General features: G+C 49.4%; 1 protein-coding gene. It reads left to right on the forward strand.

Translation table 11 applies throughout. The annotated features are described in order from the left end of the window. Positions 1–1,108, forward strand: a 1,108-nt coding sequence (gene tuf, locus GOU96_RS17700; RefSeq protein WP_324702088.1) for an elongation factor Tu, incomplete at its 5' end; no start/stop codon positions are given. Position 1,109 lies beyond the last annotated feature (1 nt).

Here is a 1,109-nt window from a genome sequence, read left to right on the forward strand (position 1 = left end):
AACTCTAACTGCAGCTATCTGTACTGTACTTGCAAAAGTATACGGCGGTAAAGCTCGTGACTTCGCGTCAATCGACAACGCACCAGAAGAGCGTGAGCGTGGTATTACAATCAATACTTCTCACGTAGAGTACGATACTCCAAACCGTCACTACGCACACGTAGACTGTCCAGGACACGCGGATTATGTTAAGAACATGATCACCGGTGCAGCACAGATGGACGGCGGTATCCTAGTTGTAGCGGCAACTGACGGTCCAATGCCACAAACTCGTGAGCACATCCTGCTGGGTCGCCAGGTAGGTATTCCTTACATCATCGTATTCATGAACAAGTGTGACATGGTTGACGATGAAGAGCTTCTAGAGCTGGTAGAGATGGAAGTTCGTGAGCTGCTGTCTGAGTACGATTTCCCAGGTGATGACCTGCCTGTAATCCAAGGTTCAGCACTAGGCGCGCTAAACGGCGAAGCACAGTGGGAAGCGAAGATTGTTGAGCTAGCAGAAGCACTGGATACATACATTCCAGAGCCAGAGCGTGCAGTAGACATGGCATTCCTGATGCCAATCGAAGACGTATTCTCAATCCAAGGTCGTGGTACAGTAGTAACTGGCCGTATCGAGCGTGGCATCCTGAAAGTGGGTGACGAAGTAGCGATCGTTGGTATCAAAGAGACAGTAAAAACGACCTGTACAGGTGTAGAGATGTTCCGTAAGCTGCTTGACGAAGGTCGTGCAGGTGAGAACGTAGGTGCACTACTACGTGGTACTAAGCGTGAAGAAGTAGAGCGTGGTCAAGTACTGGCGAAGCCAGGTTCAATCACACCACACACTAAGTTCGAATCAGAAGTATACGTACTGTCAAAAGACGAAGGTGGCCGTCATACTCCATTCTTCAAAGGTTACCGTCCACAGTTCTACTTCCGTACAACTGACGTAACAGGCAGCATCGAGCTACCAGAAGGCGTAGAAATGGTAATGCCAGGCGACAACGTGAAGATGGTTGTAGACCTGATTGCACCAATCGCGATGGACGAAGGTCTACGCTTCGCTATCCGTGAAGGTGGCCGTACTGTAGGTGCTGGTGTTGTAGCTAAGATCATCGCTTAAT

This window comes from Vibrio sp. R-1 (assembly GCF_035615595.1).
GTDB lineage: Bacteria > Pseudomonadota > Gammaproteobacteria > Enterobacterales > Vibrionaceae > Vibrio > Vibrio cholerae.